The organism is Thiomicrospira sp. S5 (assembly GCF_003991075.1).
In the GTDB taxonomy this organism is placed as follows: Bacteria; Pseudomonadota; Gammaproteobacteria; order Thiomicrospirales; family Thiomicrospiraceae; genus Hydrogenovibrio; species Hydrogenovibrio thermophilus.
On sequence record NZ_CP014470.1, the window covers coordinates 1,168,329 to 1,184,095 of the forward strand.

The 15,767-nt window shown below is 50.8% G+C and carries 14 protein-coding genes; 8 read left to right on the plus strand and 6 right to left on the minus strand.

What is annotated here, in order from left to right:
• Positions 1–18: 18 nt before the first annotated feature.
• The 6 genes from tadA to htpG all read left to right on the plus strand — a co-directional run bounded on the left by tadA (position 19) and on the right by htpG (position 7,284).
• On the plus strand, positions 19–534 hold the full coding sequence (gene tadA / locus AYJ59_RS05300; protein WP_127119471.1) for a tRNA adenosine(34) deaminase TadA: 516 nt from the start codon (positions 19–21) through the stop codon (positions 532–534).
• A 92-nt stretch (positions 535–626) separates the two neighbouring features.
• Complete coding sequence (gene cheD, locus AYJ59_RS05305) at positions 627–1,202, plus strand: chemoreceptor glutamine deamidase CheD (protein ID WP_029938494.1); 576 nt, start codon at positions 627–629, stop codon at positions 1,200–1,202.
• 10 nt (positions 1,203–1,212) lie between these two features.
• A complete protein-coding gene (locus AYJ59_RS05310) occupies positions 1,213–3,309 on the plus strand; it encodes a chemotaxis protein CheA (RefSeq protein WP_127119472.1) in 2,097 nt (698 codons plus the stop codon).
• Between the two features lie 67 nt (positions 3,310–3,376).
• Entirely contained in the window at positions 3,377–3,943 is a 567-nt protein-coding gene (locus tag AYJ59_RS05315) for a hypothetical protein (RefSeq protein WP_127119473.1), read from the plus strand.
• A 209-nt stretch (positions 3,944–4,152) separates the two neighbouring features.
• Positions 4,153–5,046, plus strand: coding sequence for a hypothetical protein (locus tag AYJ59_RS05320; RefSeq protein ID WP_127119474.1), 894 nt, complete (start codon positions 4,153–4,155; stop codon positions 5,044–5,046).
• Positions 5,047–5,391: 345 nt separating this feature from the next.
• Entirely contained in the window at positions 5,392–7,284 is a 1,893-nt protein-coding gene (htpG, locus tag AYJ59_RS05325) for a molecular chaperone HtpG (protein WP_127119475.1), read from the plus strand.
• A gap of 98 nt (positions 7,285–7,382) precedes the next feature.
• Here the strand turns inward: htpG and AYJ59_RS05330 are convergent, their stop codons facing one another.
• Positions 7,383–8,384 (minus strand): 2-hydroxyacid dehydrogenase, encoded by a 1,002-nt coding sequence (locus AYJ59_RS05330; RefSeq protein ID WP_127119476.1) that lies wholly within the window; start codon positions 8,382–8,384, stop codon positions 7,383–7,385.
• 208 nt (positions 8,385–8,592) lie between these two features.
• Here AYJ59_RS05330 and AYJ59_RS05335 point away from each other — a divergent pair, with 208 nt between their 5' ends.
• Entirely contained in the window at positions 8,593–10,179 is a 1,587-nt protein-coding gene (locus tag AYJ59_RS05335) for an ABC-F family ATPase (RefSeq protein ID WP_127119477.1), read from the plus strand.
• Between the two features lie 95 nt (positions 10,180–10,274).
• Here AYJ59_RS05335 and AYJ59_RS05340 read toward each other — a convergent pair whose 3' ends face one another.
• The 5 genes from AYJ59_RS05340 to AYJ59_RS05360 form a co-directional block, all read right to left on the minus strand.
• Positions 10,275–10,841, minus strand: coding sequence for a DUF4136 domain-containing protein (locus AYJ59_RS05340; protein WP_029938487.1), 567 nt, complete (start codon positions 10,839–10,841; stop codon positions 10,275–10,277).
• Positions 10,842–10,952: 111 nt separating this feature from the next.
• The gene (locus tag AYJ59_RS05345) at positions 10,953–11,858 is read right to left on the minus strand and encodes a DMT family transporter (protein ID WP_029938486.1); all 906 of its coding nucleotides are present in this window, start codon (positions 11,856–11,858) and stop codon (positions 10,953–10,955) included.
• A 37-nt stretch (positions 11,859–11,895) separates the two neighbouring features.
• Positions 11,896–13,047 carry a glycosyltransferase gene (locus tag AYJ59_RS05350; protein ID WP_127119478.1) on the minus strand — a complete coding sequence of 384 codons (1,152 nt, stop codon included), beginning with the start codon at positions 13,045–13,047 and terminating at the stop codon, positions 11,896–11,898.
• 173 nt (positions 13,048–13,220) lie between these two features.
• Positions 13,221–13,547, minus strand: a complete 327-nt coding sequence (locus AYJ59_RS05355) for a hypothetical protein (protein WP_225972298.1) — start codon at positions 13,545–13,547, stop codon at positions 13,221–13,223.
• 46 nt (positions 13,548–13,593) lie between these two features.
• A complete protein-coding gene (locus AYJ59_RS05360; protein ID WP_206197906.1) occupies positions 13,594–14,712 on the minus strand; it encodes a glycosyltransferase family 4 protein in 1,119 nt (372 codons plus the stop codon).
• 190 nt (positions 14,713–14,902) lie between these two features.
• On the opposite strand from AYJ59_RS05360, the gene AYJ59_RS05365 reads away from it, so the two are divergent.
• Complete coding sequence (locus AYJ59_RS05365; protein ID WP_127119479.1) at positions 14,903–15,745, plus strand: UDP-2,3-diacylglucosamine diphosphatase; 843 nt, start codon at positions 14,903–14,905, stop codon at positions 15,743–15,745.
• The last annotated feature ends 22 nt before the right edge of the window (positions 15,746–15,767 follow it).

Below are 15,767 nucleotides of genomic sequence, written 5' to 3' on the forward strand. Positions count from 1 at the left end.
ACCCCTCCGATTCGATTCATGTTGTGTCCTGACGCCTTGTCTCAAACCGAACAAGACCGGTTTTGGATGCAACATGCCATCACGCTGGCCGAAAAAGCGGAAAGCCAGGGCGAAGTGCCCGTCGGCGCCGTATTGGTTCACCAAAACGAACTGGTGGCCGAAGGCTGGAACCAAACCATTCAATCGCATGACCCGACGGCACACGCCGAAGTGGTGGCACTGCGCGCTGCTGGCCAGGCCTGGCAGAATTATCGATTGGTCGATTTAACCCTTTACGTCACTTTGGAACCCTGTCCGATGTGTGCCAGTGCCTTGGTGCATGCCCGTATCAAACGTTTGGTGTTCGGTGCGGCTGACCTGCGCACCGGTTCGGCCGGCTCGTTGATGAATTTGGTGCAGCATGAACACTTGAATCATCAGATGGCGGTCACAAGCGGTGTGATGGCGGATCAAACCGGTGAGATGTTGAGCCGTTTCTTCAAAAAGCGCCGCCAAGCGCAAAAACAAGCTCGGGAAGCTAGGCAAAAACCATAAAATTATGCAAGTAATACTTGCCACTTTTTTGAATAAATGCGAGTATTACAGCTATAAAAACAACAAGTATCGCAGACGGGTTTGACCGAATTATGCAAAAAAGTGTGGATCCAGCCGAGGGCATCACAACCTATAAAATTTTACCGGGTGAGTTTTACGTAACACGAGAAAACGAGCGCATTGAAACGGTTTTAGGGTCTTGTATTTCGGCCTGTGTCCGGGATCCGGTCACGGGGGTCGGCGGGATGAATCACTTTATGTTGCCGGTGGATAAGAACGCCACTGGTGCCTCCGAGCTGTCGGATGCCAACCGTTACGGCAACTATGCCATGGAAAACCTGGTCAACGCCTTGCTGAATTTGGGCGCCAAGCGCGATCGTTTGGAGTTCAAATTGTTCGGGGGCGGGCGCATCATGAGCTCCACCACCAACATTGGTTGGTACAATATTGGCTTTGCGTTTGATTACATTTATACGGAAGGCTTTAAAATCGTTTCGCAAGACATCGGCGATGTCTATCCGAGAAAAATTTTATATTACCCGAATTCCGGTCGGGTACGGGTGAGACGATTGAATGCGATGCATAACCAAACATTGGCTGCAGAAGAAAGCCGTTATATTAATAATATTGGATCGAAGCCTGTTGAGGGTGATGTAGAACTGTTCTGAGGATACCGCTATGGACATGATGGAAACGTTTCGACAAACCTACCTGGAAGAAAGTTTTGAAGGGTTGGACGTGATGGAAGCCGGGTTACTGGAGTTGGAGCCCGGCACCCCGGATAATGAAAAGATCAACGAAATTTTCCGTGCAGCCCACTCCATCAAAGGTGGAAGCGGTACCTTCGGATTCAATGAAATCATCGATTTCACCCACGTTTTGGAAACCTTGCTGGATGAAATGCGCGACGGACGTCGTGATGTCACTCAGGAAGCCACAGACGTCATGTTGCAAGCGGTGGATGTGTTGCGGGACATGATGACGCGCCTGCAAAACCACGAAGAAATCGATGATGAAAAAGCGTCGGAAGTGCAGCAGGCCTTAGAAGCTATTCTCAGTCATGATGGCTCGGGTGCTGCGCCGGCCTCAGCACCGGCTGAAGCGGTTACCGAAGCGCCGGTTGCCGCACCAAGTGCGGGCGGCGTCTGGACCATCGAAGTACTGCCTGAAAAAGAATTATTGCAAACCGGTAACGAGCCGATTCGTATTTTCCGCGAATTGGAAACGTTGGGCACCGTTGAAGTGACGGTAGATGATTCCGCGTTGCCGGAAGACATCGCCGAGTTGAACCCGGAAGAACTGTTCCTGAAATGGACGTTGCATTTGTCCGGCGACAACATCAATGAAGAAGACGTCAAAGAAGTTTTCGAATGGATCGATGGTGACGGTGCCGAAATCACCATTACGCCTCCAGCCGCGGCCGAAGTGCCAGTTGTAGAAGCCGCTGCGGAAAAGCCCGCGGAAACCGCGGCCCCGGCGCAATCAGCCGAATCGGCGGCACCAGCGGTTGCGGCCAAACCGGCTGCTAAAAAGCCGGCGGCGAAAGCTTCCGCACCGGCCCCGAAACAGGACAGTTCGATTCGTGTCGATTTGAGCAAAATCGATCAATTGGTCAACCTGGTTGGCGAATTGGTCATCACTCAGTCTATGCTGAGCCAGTTCGGCGAACAGGCCGAGCAAAACGAAGGCGGCACCTCGGATTGGGCCGATAAACTCAAAGAAGGGCTGACCCATTTGGAACGCCATACGCGTGATTTGCAGGAAAGCGTGATGAACATCCGCATGTTGCCGGTAAGTTTTGCCTTCAACCGTATGCCACGTATCGTGCATGACGTCAGCCAGAAGCTGGGCAAGAAAATCGAACTGGTGATGGAAGGGGAAGGCACCGAGTTGGATAAAACCATGCTGGAAGCCTTGACCGATCCGCTTGTGCACATCGTGCGTAACTCGATTGACCACGGGGTTGAAGCACCGGATGTCCGCTTGGCAGCCGGGAAACCGGAAACCGGTACCGTTAAATTGGCGGCTTTCCACCAGGGTGGCAATATTCTGATTCAGATTACCGATGATGGCGCGGGGATTCACGCCGATAAAATTCGTCAAAAAGCCATTGAAAAGGGCGTGATTGATGAAGACATCAAAATGAGCGATGAGGAAGTCATTGATTTGATTTTCCATCCGGGTTTCTCAACCGCCGATGTGATCAGTGATATTTCCGGGCGCGGTGTGGGGATGGACGTCGTTCGTCGTAATATCCGCGGCTTGGGCGGTTCCGTTGAAGTGAAAACGGAACAGGGCAAGGGCAGTGTCTTTACCATCCGTTTGCCGTTGACCCTGGCGATTCTGGACGGTCAGTTGGCGAAAGTCGGTTCCGAGACTTACGTTTTCCCACTGGTATCGATTGTGGAATCCATTCAGGTCGACAAATCCCTTGTCAAAGGGATTGCGGGCCAAACCGAATTGTACAAATTGCGTGACAGCTACATTCCGGTGATTCGCTTGCACGACAAACTCGGTATTGCCGATGCGCGAACCGATTTGGAAGAAGGGCTGTTGGTGGTGGTTGAAGACGGCGGTCGTCGTGCCGGCATCTTTGTCGACGATTTGCTGGGGCAACAGCAAGTGGTGATTAAAAGCTTGGAAAGCAACTTTATGAAAATCAGCAGTATCGCCGGCGCCACTATCCTTGGGGATGGAACGGTTTCGTTGATTCTGGATGTGACCGAGACGCTTTCTTCGCACAAAGGTGGCAACCTCCATTCCAATGCAGCCTAACCGCCGGAAGGGCATGGCCCTTCCGCATAAAATAAGATAACAATAACAAGACAGACCAGAGGGAATTATGTCGTTCGCATTAGGCGCTAAAGAAGTACAAGAAACCATCATGGTGTTAAACCTGTCCGTGGCTCAAATCGAGTTGTCGATCACGGACGGGGACAATTCGGTCAATACCTTGATCGATTCGTTTTCCTATATGTCTCAACACATTGAAGACATTGAACGTTCCAGTAAGAAAATCGCCGAGATGACGACCGATGTGGCCGGAATCGAAGAGCATAACCAATCGCTTCTGACTCAGACCGGGGATTTGGCTTTGAAAATGCAGCAGGCGATTATCGCGTTTCAGTTTTACGATAAGCTCAGTCAACGTTTGAATCATGTCTCGCACGGCTTGTCAGGCCTGGCGGAAATTGTCTCGCATGAAATGCATGCTAAGGACGAAGCGCAGTGGGAAGCCTTCAAGTCGGAAGTCCGCAAAGGCACCACCATGCGTGAAGAGGAAGAACTGTTTGAATTGATTTTCGACCAGGAAATGCCGGCTGATGAGGCGATTGATGTGATGAAAGCGCGTATGCGCGATCGCATGGCTGAAAACGAGGAAGAAGAGGAAGAAATCGAGTTTTTCTGATACCCGTTGGATTTAAATTATCAATCGATGACAAAAGCGCCTTTTCAGGCGCTTTTGTGCTTTTTGGAGCATTCAAAGTGAGCAACCTCAAAACATATTAGAGTTTTACCATTTTCTTAATTTGAGCATAAATAAATTGAATTTTAATTCTGATGGAAAATTGATAACAATGATGACTCCGTAAATTTAACAATATAAATGGATCGCTCATGAAATTTAAATCCCTCTTTTTGACCGCTTCTCTGGCGGTGTCGTTACTGGTTTCGGCGACATCAGCCATGGCCGCCGGTTATATGCCGTTTATTTTGGGTTCGTCTTCCGGTGACAGTGTGTCCGTTGTCGTGGATAAAACCAAGCAAGCTTTGACCGAAAACGGTTTCGAAGTGGTTGGCAGCTATAAGCCGAATGCCGACAGCGAAGTCATCGTTGTCACTAACGACGCTTTGAAAAACTTGGCCGGACTGTCCAAAAACGGCGGTTTCGGTGCCATGGAACGCGTTTCCGTGGTCAAACGTGGTAACCAGACCGAAGTGTCTTACACCAACCCGACCTATATGTGGAATGTGTATCGCATGGATGGCGATATCCAGCCGGTGCAAGCCGCCATGGAAAAAGCTTTGGGCAACCAGAAAGGCTTTGGAGCCGATAAGCCTTTGACGGCTGAAGAATTGCGCGAATACCACTATAAGTTCATGATGCCGTACTTTGACGATGTGGATGAGATTCAGGAGTTCGATTCGTACCAGGAAGGCGTGAATACTATCGAAGCGGGTTTAAAAGCCGGTCGTGGTGGCGTTACGCAAGTTTATCGCATTGATATTCCGGGCAAAGACATGACCGTATTCGGTGTGGCTTTCTCCAAAACCGAAGGGGCGGACAAAAACATCCTGACGCAAATCGACGGCGAAGGCCACTCCCACGCGGCGCATTTGCCATATGAATTGTTGGTGAACGGCAATGAAGCTTTGGCGTTGAACGGCAAGTTCCGTATCGCCATCAACTGGCCAAGCCTGTCCATGATGGGGTCCGGCAGTTTCATGTCGATTGCCAACGCGCCGGATGAAATCAAGCAATCTTTGGAGATTGTGGCTGGAAACGAATAATTTCCAATCCCTTTCGATACATTAAAAAAGCGCTCTCTGAGCGCTTTTTTTGGTTTCAGTACCCGGTCATGAAAAAAACATGCATTCAAACCTTGAAAGTGACCAGGCCTGGCCTTATTTAACCCCTAACTTTTTAAACCTATAGAGAGATTTGCACGGGTGGGACGCGAGGAAAAAATGAGATAAAATTTTTCTGAATTAGGCGGAAAACGAAGCTAATAGCGGGCTATTAACGAGTTTTTCAACGACATTCAGGAAGATTTTAGCCATTTTTAGCCGTGTATCCATCCCGTGCAAAGCTCTCCAATAAACAAAAGACTAACCTCAATGAAGGAGAAGCTTTAAATGAGCCATACGGAAACTCATGCGTTTCAAACCGAAGTGAATCAATTACTGAAACTGATGATTCACGCCCTTTACAGTAATAAAGAGATTTTCTTGAGAGAGCTGGTATCCAATGCCTCCGATGCGTTGGACAAACTGCGTTTCGAGTCGGTTTCCAACGATGCCTTATCCGAAGGCGAGTCCGAATTGGCGATTCAGGTCGGCTTCGACAAAGAAGCGCGTACCGTGTCCATTATCGATAACGGTATCGGCATGACGCGTGATGAAGTCATCGCCAATATCGGGACCATCGCCAATTCCGGTACCAAAAAATTCCTGGAAAGCCTGACCGGCGATCAAGCCAAAGACAGCCATCTGATCGGTCAGTTCGGGGTGGGCTTCTATTCCTCCTTCATCGTGGCCGATAAAGTGACGTTGACGACCCGTAAGGCGGGCGACGATAAAACGGAAGGCACCCGTTGGGAATCGGCCGGAGAGGGGGAATACTCTCTGGAGACCGTCGAGAAGGAAACCAAGGGAACCGAAATCGTTCTGCACTTGAAAGAAGACATGGACGAATTCCTGGACGATTTCCGCCTGAAACATATCATTACCACTTACTCCGACCACATCAATTTCCCGATTAAGATGTGGCAGGTGGAAACCGATGATGAAGGTAAGGAAACCGGCGAGAAAACCTTGGAGCAGGTCAACAAAGCCACCGCCATCTGGACACAACCGAAATCCGAGTTGTCCGATGAGGATTACAACAACTTCTATCAAACGGTGTCGCACGATTACGAAAACCCGCTGGCGCACATCCACAACAAAGTGGAAGGTACTTTGGAATACACCTCTTTGCTGTATATTCCGAAACGTGCGCCGTTTGATTTGTACGACCGCGACCGTCGTTATGGCTTGAAGCTGTACGTCAAGCGTGTGTTCATTATGGACGATGCTGAACACTTGATGCCGAGCTATTTGCGTTTCGTTCGTGGGGTCATTGATTCCAATGACTTGCCGTTGAACGTGTCGCGTGAAATCCTGCAAAGCAATCGAGTGGTCGATAAAATTCGTTCCGCTTCGGTGAAGCGTGTGTTGGACCAGCTGGACAAAATGGCCAAGGCCGACGACAAAACCGATTACGAAACCTTCTGGGATCAGTTCGGTAATGTCATGAAAGAAGGGATTATCGAGGATTTTGCCAACCGCGAAAAAATCGCCAAGCTGCTGCGCTTTTCGTCAACACATGAATCCTCCGGGCCGACGCAACGTGTGTCCCTGCAGGATTATGTCGATCGCATGGCGGACGACCAAGAAGCCATTTACTTTATTACCGCAGAAACTTACGCGGCGGCTTCCGGTAGCCCACATTTGGAAATGTTCCGTAAGAAAGGCATTGAAGTCTTGTTGATGACGGACCGCATCGACGAATGGCTGGTGTCGCACTTGACTGAATTCGAAGGAAAACCATTGAAGTCGGTGACGGCGGCGGACTTGAAAGAGTTCGAAGATGAAGCCGAAAAGGATTTGTCCGAAGAAGACAAGAAAGCGCGTGAAGCCCTGACCGAGAAAGTCAAAAAAGCGATTGAAGATGCCGTGTCCGACGTCAAAATTACGCACCGTCTGACCGACTCACCCGCGTGCGTGGTCCCGGCGGATGGGGATGTTTCCGCGCACATGGCGCGTATGCTGGAGCAAATGGGGCAAGCCATGCCGAAGCAGAAGCCGGTGCTTGAGCTGAACCCGGAACACGCCTTGGTGAAAAAATTGGATACGCTGGACGATGAAGCCAAAGTCAAAGAGTGGTCCTTGTTCCTGTTGGAGCAAGCACAATTGGCGGAAGGCGATCACCTGGAAAATCCGGCCGACTTCATTAAACGCATGAATGCGTTGCTGAGTGAAGTCATCTGATTGGTTCGAGAACCTCGCTAGAAAAGACATAAAAAAGCCCCGGGTCGACAGTCGCCCCGGGGCTTTTTTTATGGAAATCAGAAATATACTGTGGAGGATTACAGCTCACATAACACGCAACGGCTTTCGTTGATGTTATCGTGTTCGAAATCCTGAATGTTTTCGAGCGTGGTCTGTCCGATGTTATCCAGCGCTTCGGCGGTGAAATAAGCCTGGTGCGCGGTAATCAATACATTCGGCAAAGTCACGAGACGTTCGAAGGTATCGTCGTCGATGATTTCCTCGGAGTGGTCTTCGAAAAACAGGTTTTCTTCCTGTTCGTAGACATCGATGCCTAGGTAGCCGATTTTGCGGTCTTTCACGCCTTGCACCAGTGCATCAGCATCCGTCAAGGCACCACGACTGGTGTTAATCAGCATGACGCCGTCTTTCATTTTACTCAATGCGGTTTCGTCGATCAGGTGGTGTGTTTCCGGCATCAGCGGTACATGCAAGGTGATGATATCACTTTGGCGGTAAAGCTCGTCCAGTTCGACGTATTTGGCGCCGTATTCCTCCACTTTGGGATTCGGATAAGGGTCGTACGCCAAAACATTCAGGCCGATGCCGGTGAGGATACGGGTCATTTCCAGACCGATACGGCCGGTGCCGATGATACCGGCGGTTTTACGGAACATATCGAAACCGAGTAAGCCTTCCAGGGTGAAGTTGCCATCACGCACCCGAATGTAGGAGCGGTACGTTTTGCGATTCAAACTCATCATCAACGCCAAAGCGTGTTCCGCCACCGCCATCGGCGAATAGGCCGGCACGCGTAAGACGGTGAGTTTGTGTTCGCGAGCTGCATCACGGTCGACGTTATTGAAACCGGCGCAGCGTAATGCGATCAGTTCGGTGCCGCCGGCCGCCAATTGTTCTATGACCGGGCGTGAAAGGGTGTCGTTGACGAACACGCATACCGCGCGATAACCTTTCGCCAAAGGCACGGTCTTTTCGTTGAGGTGAACGTCGAAATAGTCGAGATCGACTGGATAATCCGGGGACAGTTTTTCGAAGAGGGCTTTATCGGTTTTGGTGGTGCTGAAAAAGGCGACTTTCATGGCGGTGTTCCATTTGAGTGGATGAGTAACCACTATAGCATAAGGGGTTTTAGAGCTGTCAAGTGACCCTTTTAAAACAACGCAAAACAATCGAAAACCACCAGGCCTGGTCGTTTTTTGTGGCGTTTTATGCCACAATAGCGCCTTCTTTTTACGTTCGGTTTGAAAGCCGATTTTTTGATTCCAGCTTCCCAAAAGGATACCCATTTTGATTTCAACCGCGAACATTACCATGCAATTCGGCGAAAAGCCGCTTTTCGAAAACATCAGCGTCAAATTCGGCGACGGAAATCGTTACGGTTTGATCGGCGCCAACGGTTGTGGGAAATCCACCTTTATGAAAATCCTGGGCGGCGACTTGGAACCGACCAGCGGGAACGTCAGCCTCGACCCGGACGATGTATTGGGGAAACTGCGTCAGGACCAGTTCGCGTATGAAGAGTTCAGCGTAATCGATACCGTGATTATGGGGGATACGGCGCTGTGGGAGGTCAAGCAAGAGCGCGACCGCATTTACAGCTTGCCGGAAATGTCCGAAGAAGACGGCATCAAAGTCGCCGACCTGGAAGTGGCGTTTGGCGAAATGGACGGTTACACCGCCGAATCCCGCGCCGGCGAACTGCTATTGGGCTTGGAGATTCCGGTGGAACAACATTTCGGCCCCATGTCGGAAATCGCACCGGGCTGGAAGCTGCGGGTACTGTTGGCGCAAGCGCTGTTCGCGGATCCGGACATCCTGTTGCTGGACGAGCCGACCAACAACCTCGACATCAATACCATCCGTTGGCTGGAAGGCGTGTTGAACGAACGTAAAAGCACCATGATCATCATCTCGCATGACCGCCACTTCCTGAACTCGGTCTGTACCCATATGGCGGATTTGGACTACGGCGAGTTGCGCGTCTATCCGGGCAATTACGACCAATACATGTTTGCGTCCACTCAGGCGCGTGAGCGTTTGTTGGCCGATAACGCCAAGAAAAAAGCGCAAATCAATGAACTGAAATCCTTTGTCAGCCGCTTCTCCGCCAACGCGTCCAAAGCCAAGCAGGCCACATCGCGCTTGAAGCAGATTGATAAAATCGAGCTGGAAGAGGTGAAGCCGTCCAGCCGGGTGAATCCGTTCATTCGTTTCGAACAGGACAAGAAGTTGTTCCGCCTGGCATTGGAAATCGAGCATTTGACTAAATCCTACGATGACCTGACGATTTTCAAGGACTTGAACCTGATGTTGGAAGCTGGTGAAAAAATGGCGGTCATCGGACCGAATGGCATCGGGAAAACCACTTTCCTGAAAACGCTGGTCGGCGACACCGATATCGATTCCGGTACCGTGAAGTGGTCGGAAAACAACCAGATTGGCTACTATGCACAGGATCATGCGCACGAATTTGAAGAAGATTTGAATCTGTTGGACTGGATGTCGCAATGGAAGCAGCCGGAAGACGATGAGCAGGCCGTACGTTCGGTATTGGGTAAAATGCTGTTTTCCCAAAAGGAAATCGATAAATCGGTGAAGGTGCTGTCCGGTGGGGAGCAAGGGCGCATGCTGTTCGGTAAACTGATGTTGCAGAAACCGAATATTCTGATTATGGACGAACCGACCAATCACCTGGACATGGAATCCATCGAGTCTTTGAACCAGGCGTTGGAAGAGTTTGAAGGCACCGTCATTTTCGTCTCCCATGACCGTGAATTTGTTTCCTCTCTGGCCACGCGCCTGATGGTGATGAAGCCGGATGGCGTGGAAATCTATCACGGTGATTACGAGTCGTACCTGGCTGAAAACGAATAAGCTTCGGTCAGTATCAATTGCCGGGCTTTGAATATCTGGCATAAAAAAAGCCGTTCTTTGGAACGGCTTTTTTTATTGGTAATAAGCGTGAGCGCTTATTTGGCTTTTTTCGGCGGATATTGCGCCAGCAGCTTTTGTACGATTTCATTCACCTGTTCGGTGATTTCTTTCGGCTCGGCATGTTGGTCGACATCCGAGGTGCTGATGCCGCGCCAGACCAGTTTTTTGTTGCTGTCCAGAATGTCCAACACCACTTTGCCTTGTTGATATTCTTCGATATCGGAACCGGTTTGCACGCCTAAACCGCCGTAGCCACCGTAAAAGCCGGTACCAAAGCCAATCGATGTGGTGACCGGCGTGGAACGGATTTTAGAGCTGACGCCGACATGGTAGGTGATGTAGGCATTCGGTTTTTCGGACACGAACTGATAGCCTTTGGCGTTCATGTTGGCCAGAACGGCTTTTTGAATGCGTTCCGCGATGAGCGGGTTTTTCTTTTCGAACTCTTCCGCGGTGGGTTTGACCTGGTCGCCAGCCGGTAACCAGTCATAGGTTTTCAGCTGACTGAAATCCGTGCCGGTATCGTAATCGTCACTGACCTGAACCGTGGAGCAACCGCTCAAACCGAAAACCAGCAATAATGTCCAAAGTGTTTTTTTCATAAGGTGCATCTCTTTCAAGTAATAATGATTCTTATTTTAACGGTAAATCCATTTATAGCAAGTGTAGCACTTCTACTTAGCGAAAAATAGCCAGGCCTGGCTATTTTCTTATTAGCCAAGCGTTTGTGGTTTGGGCTTCTGAGTAATGAAATAGCTACCGATAATAATGGGCAGAGCGCCGAGAATTTGCGACCAGGTCGGGACTTCGTTCAGGTAAAAATACGCCAACACCAAAGTGAGCAGCGGCGAGAAGGCAAACAGCGCATTCACCTTGGTGATGGGCAAAAGGTGCAAGGCCTCTACCCAGAAGATTTTCGAAATGAAAAACACCAGAAAACCGGTCAGGAACAGCCAGAGCCATTGCGCTTCAATGGCTTCCCAGCTGGGCGTGGTTTCGAAGGTCACGGCCAAAAGGTAGACGAACGGCAGGGCGATGAGGCTGCGCGTCATCAGGATGGTTTCCGAGGAGACCTGAGCGCGGGCGCGTTTCTGGAAAAAATTGGCAATCGGCGCGATGGCCGCGGCCAGCAAAGCCAGACCGTCGCCGAGGACTAGGGTGAATTTATCCGGGAACAGCACGATCATGGCCCCGCCGGTCATGAGTATGACGCCGATTAAGTGGGTGCGGTCCAGTGTTTCGCCCGGGCGGCGGCCGAGAAACAGGTAGCTGAACAATACTTGCAGGAACAAAATAATGGCGACATGGCTCGGTGAGGTGGTTTGCAACGCCAGAAACACCAATGCGAACAGGGTGGTGAGAAACAGGCTGGTCAATGCCAGGTTTTTATACGCCTCGGTGCGCTTGAGTTCGTGCCGTTTGCCGCGCGCCAGAAACCAGATGATGAGCACCACTGTCGCCACCAGCAAACTGTAAAAATAGGCATGCAAAGCACCGAGCGCGGCGACAGTGAAAAATGCGAAAATCGGAAAATGCGCTTCCAGAATGGACAGCGCCAGACTGTAGGCTTCGCCTTTCAGTTGGTTTTTGTGTTGCGGGGATTTTAACGGTCGGGGCATAATTGTTTGGTTAAAGTGCTGCAAGCTCGGCTCGGTATCAGACCTCGCTTGTCAGGTGTGTCGCTCGAAATTGTCGGAAAGATTTAACAATATCATATTGCTCGATATTCGGTCGACTATTCTGTGCCCATTGACGACGAATGTCATCCTTCGTCAAAGCTTCGTGTAAGGCGTTTTTCCAGGTGTCCAAGTGGTTGGCTTCAAGCACTTGACCGGTTTGGTTCGGGTCGATCAGCGTTTGCGGGCCGCCGACATTCGAAACCAAGCAGCCCAAGCCGCTGGCCTGCGCTTCCATAATGACCTGCCCCAAAGTGTCGGTGACGGACGGGAAGACGAACAAATCCGAGGAAGCATAGAGTTCGGAAAGCGTTTGTGCGTTGCGAATCGGTCCGAGGAAATGGATGTGATGCGGTTTCATTTTCGGCGCCCATTTACGGAACCGCCCTTCGCCAACCAGAATCAAGTCGGCCGGCAGGTCGGGGAATTCCGCCAACAACGCTTGCCAGGTTTCCAGCAGGAATGGCACGTTCTTTTCGATATTGATTCGGCCGACATACAACACCTTTAAGCGCTGTGGCTCCAAGTCGAAATCCGACCAGACTTGGCGGCGTTGGTGTTTGGGGTGGAATTTAGCCAGATTGGTGCCGGGGAATAGCGTGGAAATGTGTTCTCTCGGTAGTTTCAAATCCTGCTGCATAATGCCGAGATAGGCATCCGAGCGAGAGAAAACATGCTGGAAGGCACGGTAGAATTTGGCCATGGTGTTGTCGGTTTGTTTTTTCACCCAATGGGAACGGGTCAGGTCGTACAGATAGGCCGGAAAGTCGGTGTGGTAGGTGCCGAACAACGGCAGTCCCAGCTTTTCCGCCTGACGTTTGGCTGCCCATCCGAATGGACCGGGAGTGGAGATGTGGACATGGTCCGGTTGATAGCTTTCCAGAAAATGGCGGATGGCGCGAGTATTCGGATACACCAAATCCAACTCCTGATAAAACGGCATCGGTAGGCGAAAACGGCAGGGCAGGTTATGGATGTAGGGCGTATCGGGAATGGGTTTGGCGGTGGCGGTGACGATTTGCAGGTCAAAGTCTTCGTCGGAGTGCTGTGCGGCTTGTTCGCCCATGTCTTGAATAAAGCGCGAGACGCCGTTTAAATCTCCGAGGGTATCGGTAAAAAGGCAGACCTTCATCGTCGTTCCTTAATCTTTTATGTGGATGAAAGGTTTTATTTTAAAAAGGGGGACTAACCTTAGGATGACAGCTTATTGAAGCCTTTATGACGGTTTGATGTGACGGTGGTTTTTCTTGTAAAACCCGCCAGGCCTGGCGGATTTGAGGATTCGATGGGGACGTGAGGCGCGATTCAATATGGCGGCAGCATTAAATCGCCGAAGCCCCAGATCAGGGTGCCGATAATAATGGTGACATGGGTCATGCGGAATTTTTTACGGTGCCATTTCGAGGGACTGAGGTCGGGAATGTCGTCTTCCGCATCGATTTGGTCCAAGCGGCCGTAAAGGGTACGCAACTCCACCTGAAGCAGGCTGAATTCGCTCATCACGGAAAACAGCACCACCAAACTGCCGAAGCGGGCAAACCATAAAGAATCGAATACCAACCCCATCACAAGACCGATCAAGCCCATCAACCAGGCGATGACCAATAACAATAAAGCTTTATTTTTCGGCACGGTATTTCCCTCGATAAACGGTTTCGTAGAACAGCTTATCGGTATTTTAAGAGATTTTAACGGCCTTGTCTGCCGGTTGGCGGGAATCGACCTGTTCAATGAACGCCAGATGGTCGACAAATTGTTGTGCGGCGCCTTGCCAGGTGTATTGCGGAATGGATTGTGCGATTTTGTTTGGGTCTTGCTTCAGTTGCACGGCTTGCTCGATGGCCGTTTTCAAATCCCAGTTCAGTACGCCGTTGACGCCTTCGGTAATGATGTCTTTGGGGCCGGTGACCGGAAAGGCCGCCACCGGCGTGCCACACGCAATAGCTTCCAGATTGACCACGCCGAAGGTATCGGTCAGGGAGGGGAACACAAACACCGTGGCCGAGGCGTAGTATTGCGCCAGTTCCGTACCGTACTTGGGGCCGGTAAATTCAACGTCGGGATAGGTCTGCTGGAGTTTTTCCAAGTCCGGCCCTTTGCCGACCACCACCTTCCGGCCGGGCAACTCTAAATCCAAAAAAGCGGCGAGGTTTTTTTCCGGCGCGATGCGTCCGACGTAGAGGTACATGGGCGTGTCGTCTTTGGAAGGCCGGGCGCGGGTTGGGTTGAATATTTCGGTATCCACGCCGCGCGTCATCAGCACCACGTGTTGAAAATGACGGTTTTTCAACTCCGTTAAAATGGATTCGCCCGGAACAAAGGTGTTTTGCGCCGGGGTGTGAAAGCGGCGCATGATGTTATACACCCAGTCCGTCGGCACCGGAAAGCGTTCGTGAATGTATTCCGGGTACTTGGTGTGATACGCCGTGGTAAAAGGCAAACCGTGTTTGCGCGCAATGCGGCGTGCCTTCCATCCTAAAGCGCCTTCGGTGGCGATGTGGATGGCATTGGGTTGGAAGTCTAGCAGGCGTTTTTCCAATCCGTGCGCGCGCCAAACCAACGGAATTTCCGGGTAGGTCGGTAAGGGCACGCAATCGTAATCGTTGGGGTGGATGACGTCGACTTCTATGCCTTGCTGGCGAAGGTGAGCAACCAGTTGCGACAGGGTGGTGACCACGCCGTTCACTTGCGGTTGCCAAGCATCTGTGACTAGGGAGAGGCGTTGAATGCGGCGAGTATTGAAGGGCATTTGCACAAAAGGTTCGGCGGTGCTGGCGGCGGAATCAGGTGTGTTCATATCGTCGGGCGCTGCTGTTTTATGTTATATGTGAGTCTTAGGATTACCTTAGAATGCTTTGTTGACGCCTGTGTGAACTTAATATGAAAAACGCTGTTTTTTCAGTCATTTAATTGTCATTAAAGCGTCATGTATCCATCAAGTGCCCCCTTTAAACTTGCCCGAAACAAGGTTAACGATGGGACGGAAAATGAAAGACACGCCTTTAGCGATCATGCCGGATTGGATGGAATCCATAGAAGCGGACGATTTGATTGTTGCGGAAAACAATCACCAGATGTCGAACTACCGAAGCATATTTATTTCCGACGTACATCTGGGCTCTAAAGGTGCGAAAGCCGAGTTTCTTTCCGAATTCTTGAAATACAACCAATGCGACAAACTGTATCTGGTGGGCGACATCATCGACGGCTGGCGTTTGAAAAAACGTATTTTCTGGCCGCAGGAGCACACCAATGTGATTCGTCGCATTCTCACCAAGGCCAAACGCGGCACCGAAGTGGTGTTTGTGACCGGTAATCACGATGATTTTCTACGCCGTTATTCCGGTGTCGATTTCGGTAATATCCGCCTGACCGATGAAGCGGTGCACGTGACCACCAGCGGCGAAAAATTGCTGGTGGTGCACGGCGATAAATACGACAGCGTTATCCAAACCCAGAAATGGTTGGCGGTGATCGGCGACTGGGGCTACGAAAGCCTGGTGGTCATTAACCGTTATTTCAATCGCGTTCGCCATAAGTTCGGCATGGGCTACTGGTCCTTATCGGCGTTTATCAAACAAAAGGTCAAATCGGCGGTATCATTCATTTCGGCCTATGAAGAAGCAGTGGTGGACGACTGTAAAAAACAGGGCTTCAAGGGGGTGATCTGCGGCCATATCCATCATCCGGAAATCCGCGAAATCAACGGGGTGGAGTACCTCAACTGCGGCGATTGGGTGGAGTCCTGCACCGCGATTGTCGAAACCCGCGACGGCGAGATGAAGCTGTTGCAATGGGTGGAAATCAGTCACCAGACCAACGCCGCGTAACGGCTGAGCATTCAAGGAGTAT